5 protein-coding genes and 1 pseudogene are annotated in these 4,027 nt (G+C 37.7%); 5 read left to right on the forward strand and 1 reads right to left on the reverse strand.

The features are described from left to right. Positions 1-182: 182 nt before the first annotated feature. Positions 183-803, reverse strand: coding sequence for a hypothetical protein (locus IM496_RS06015; RefSeq protein WP_287661544.1), 621 nt, complete (start codon positions 801-803; stop codon positions 183-185). A gap of 180 nt (positions 804-983) precedes the next feature. Here IM496_RS06015 and IM496_RS06020 point away from each other — a divergent pair, with 180 nt between their 5' ends. From IM496_RS06020 to IM496_RS06040, 5 genes and pseudogenes are all read left to right on the forward strand, one after another. Continuing rightward, on the forward strand, positions 984-1,478 hold the full coding sequence (locus tag IM496_RS06020) for a helix-turn-helix domain-containing protein (RefSeq protein ID WP_194018372.1): 495 nt from the start codon (positions 984-986) through the stop codon (positions 1,476-1,478). A 348-nt stretch (positions 1,479-1,826) separates the two neighbouring features. Continuing rightward, positions 1,827-2,657, forward strand: a complete 831-nt coding sequence (dapB, locus tag IM496_RS06025) for a 4-hydroxy-tetrahydrodipicolinate reductase (RefSeq protein WP_046661423.1) — start codon at positions 1,827-1,829, stop codon at positions 2,655-2,657. Positions 2,658-2,801: 144 nt separating this feature from the next. Continuing rightward, entirely contained in the window at positions 2,802-3,152 is a 351-nt protein-coding gene (locus IM496_RS06030) for an Rpn family recombination-promoting nuclease/putative transposase (RefSeq protein ID WP_502861608.1), read from the forward strand. A gap of 107 nt (positions 3,153-3,259) precedes the next feature. Further along, positions 3,260-3,763: pseudogene (locus IM496_RS06035) on the forward strand (DUF2887 domain-containing protein); the annotation flags it as partial. A gap of 15 nt (positions 3,764-3,778) precedes the next feature. Then, positions 3,779-3,898 carry a DUF2887 domain-containing protein gene (locus IM496_RS06040; protein WP_287661545.1) on the forward strand — a complete coding sequence of 40 codons (120 nt, stop codon included), beginning with the start codon at positions 3,779-3,781 and terminating at the stop codon, positions 3,896-3,898. The last annotated feature ends 129 nt before the right edge of the window (positions 3,899-4,027 follow it).

Raw genomic sequence — 4,027 nt, forward strand, 5'->3', positions numbered from 1 at the left:
CAGCTCATTGTCCATTTGCTTATGAAATTAGTCTAATTTCACAGCGACTTTCTAGTGGAGTTCAATTAATTTTTTTTTAAAGCCAAGCCTTCCTAGTATTATTGTATCTAAATGACAGTTTTAGTCGCTTTTTCAGGCTTTGATTGTTAATTTTGTGCGGTTGATTAAGGATTTTTACTTACTTATTTAAACCCCAAAAAAACTGGATTTACATCCAGTTTTTCGGGTTCCTTGTTTTTTGGTTCATGAATAATGCAGGCTAGTTCGGGGAGTGTCACCCCATATTTAAATACACTAGGTATATCATTATCATTATTAAATTTCCCACCCGCATCACTTATTTTAAAATCAAACTCCCCGTCACTTGGTGGTTTTCCGATCACCTTAAAACGGATGACAGTTATTAATGTAGGTAGTGCTGGCGGTTTCCGGGGAATTGTGGGGTTGAGGGGATTTTCGTTGGAAACTCTGAATGATCTTATATTTTTTTCTTGAATTTTAAAATCTCCACGGTGACTAACAAAACCCCTTATGTTGTCAAACTGTAATTCTTGTGAATCGAACTCAACATTATAATTGAAGGACTTTACAGAATCATCCAGCTCTGACGTGTTAATAAAAATTGTAAACTCAATCTCTTTCTTGCCTGTGACATTAATGTCGAGAATATCATCATTATCAAGTTTAGTACCCGCTGCTCGAAAATATAAACTCGCTGCTTGTGCTGTATGTCCTAAAACGATTGAGGCTATAATAGTTAAACTGGAAAGTAAAGCCGAACGCAATTTCTTAGTATTGTTCATACTCTTTTCTGTACCCACACGCACAGAGATGACGTTGCTGTTAGTTGCATAGTGTAAGCAATCGAAAATTTACTTTCAAGACCCATAAAAGCCCCATAAAGAAATATAAAGACACTAAATTTGCATTTTGCGGTATAATGTCAAGCAATTCTGACTTAACTCCCTATTTAAAATCATCCTATGAACTCATTTGATATTCAATCTTTTATAATAACTATTGATGAGCTTGTTTTCTCCCATACAGGAGAACATTTAGACGATCTTCAGCATGAAATCTTAGAGGGAGTTGTCAATCATCAAAAATACGCCGAAATCGCTCAAAAAAATCATCGTTCTCAGAAATATATCAAGGAAACAGCAGGTAAATTATGGAAAACCTTATCAGAAATATTAGGAGAGGAAGTCAGTAAGGCTAACATTAAATCGAGTTTACAAAGATATTATCATTCTAATGTTTTTTATTCTAGTAAAATCAGAGATGTTGTCCAAATTAATAAGGGAAATGATTGTCAAGAGAAAATAGAAAATAATTTACACTCATCTAAAATTTATCAACAAGCTAAATTAGAAACCATTCCCGAATTAATCAAAGAAGGATTAACTATGGAACAAATTGCTAGAGTTTTAAAACTTCCCCTAGAATTAGTGCGATCGCAATTAGAAGAATTTGAGTAAGTCCCAGGCAAAATCACTTATAATATAGTTAAGTAGCTGGTTATAATTAAATTAAAAATGGATTTTAGGTTCGATCCCCCCTGCCCCCCTTGATAAGGGGGGTGCCGATGGGCGGTAGGGTTGATTCATGAATCAACCCTACGATAGGCGCGGGGATCTGACAACTTTTAACACCTACCTACTTAAGTGATTTTAACCAAAAAACTCAACGAGTCATTCAGAATATTGAAGAACAAAAAAACTTAACTGTTTGCCAAGATCAAGTTGAACTATATCAGCAGCTAGGAATTTAATGTTGTTAACCATTTATAATCTATAATCGCCATATATTAAGGAGAATAATTAACTATGACCGAAAATAGAGGCCCGATTCCCGTAGTTGTCAACGGTGCAGCCGGCAAAATGGGACGGGAAGTCATTAAAGCCGTTGCTCGTGCCGACGATATGATCTTAGTGGGTGCAGTGGATCGAAATCCAGCTTTTCGAGGTCAGGATGTGGGGGAAGTGGCCGGTTGTGAACCCCTAGAAGTGCCGATTCTCGACGATTTACAGAGTGTTTTAGTCTTGGCAACTCAGGAAAAAGTGCAGGGGGTGATGGTGGATTTTACCCATCCCGACGGTGTTTATGACAATACCCGCAGTGCGATCGCCTATGGAGTGCGTCCCGTGGTGGGAACTACGGGATTATCGGCGGCACAACTGCAAGATTTAGCCGAATTTGCCGAAAAAGCCAGCACCGGCTGTTTAGTTATCCCCAATTTTTCCATTGGCATGGTTTTACTACAACAGGCTGCCGTGCAAGCATCTCGCTACTTTGATCATGTGGAAATTATCGAACTGCATCACAATCAAAAAGCAGACGCACCCAGTGGCACAGCCATTAAAACCGCCGAATTACTGGCAGAATTAGGTAAAACCTTTAATCCTGCCCAAGTTTCCGAAAAAGAAACCATCCCCGGTGCTAGAGGCGGTTTAACTGCTGAGAACATCCGTATTCATAGCGTGCGTTTACCCGGTTTAATTGCTCACCAGGAAGTAATTTTCGGTTCCCCCGGGGAAATCTATACCCTTCGTCATGATACCAGCGATCGCTCCTGTTATATGCCGGGGGTTCTCCTTTCTATCCGCAAAGTTACTCAGCTGCAATCCCTCGTTTACGGTTTAGAAAAAATCCTCTAAATCGAGATATTAAGGAGAGGAAAAGGGCAAAAAAGAGAAATCTCGACAAATTGCCCTAAAAACGCTATCTGCTGGTTTTCCTGTCCCCAAGCTTTAGACTGAGAAATTGAACAAGTATCAGAAGTCAATGAGGGACAAAATTGAGTGAAAACGGACAGTATTTTCTATCGTCTCTTTCAGACTTTTCCTGAAAGTTTCTTTGATTTGCTCAATCTTCCCCCGGAAACCGTCAATCATTATCAATTTTCCTCCCTAGAAGTTAAACAACTAGCTTTTCGTTTAGATGGGGTTTTTCTTCCCGATAACCTCAATGACCCGATTTACTTTGTTGAGGTACAATTTCAAAAAGATGAACGGTTTTACTCGCGCTTTTTTAGTGAAATATTTCTCTATTTTCATCAAAGTGAGAGTAAGAACAATTGGCAAGGGGTGATCATTTATCCCCATCGGGAAATTGAAAATAGTCCCAAATCGGCTCTTCTCGACTTTGTGTGATAATTTTTGCTTATGGAATCGTGAAATGCTTATCGGGCAACACTTTTAGGACTATTTTGTCGAAGAAACTATCAGTATAGACCTCGTTTCCACACAGAAACCAGAAGAGCCCCAAATCTCGTTATCAAGAATTCTTTGAGTCAGGCCGGGTTAACTGTTATTATCTGAATCAGTTAGATGAGGGAGATTCTCTGGGGGTAAAAGTGTTACAATTAATTGTGGAATCGGAACCAAACACCTTAGCACAGGGAAAAGAACTGATTCAACAAGTTAGACAACAATTCCAGGAGTCTTTAAAAAGACAGGACATTCTAGAATTAATTGAGACAATTCTCATTTATAAATTGCCCAAATTAAACCGTAAGGAGATAGAAAAAATGTTTAGTTTAAGTGATTTAAGAGAAACTAAAGTCTATCAAGAAGCTTTAGAGGAAGGAGAATTATCCGCTAAAAAAAGCCTAATTTTGCGTCAGCTAAATTTAAAACTAGGTTCTATTCCTTTAAAGGTAGAACAAAAAATTAAACAATTAAATCCTAATCAACTGGATAATTTAGCTCTTGCGTTGTTGGGTTTTTCGGATTTAGAAGATTTGCAGCAATGGTTAAATTAAAGAAAAAAGCCTTAGATTCAACAATTTAAGCAACAATTTCAGGAGTCTTTAAAAAGAGAGGACATTCTAGAATTAATTGAGACAATTCTCATTTATAAATTGCCCAAATTAAACCGTAAGGAGATAAGTAGGTAGGCGTTAAAAGTTGTCAGATGCCCCCCTTATTAAGCTGTCCTTTAGTCACATCTTTCTTAACATTTCAAACCTTTGTAGCACAAGGCTTTCAAGACTCGGTTAACAATTTGTAATATTCCTTGTTGACAC

This window comes from Microcystis sp. M049S2 (genome assembly GCF_020245625.1).
In the GTDB taxonomy this organism is placed as follows: domain Bacteria; phylum Cyanobacteriota; class Cyanobacteriia; order Cyanobacteriales; family Microcystaceae; genus Microcystis; species Microcystis ichthyoblabe_A.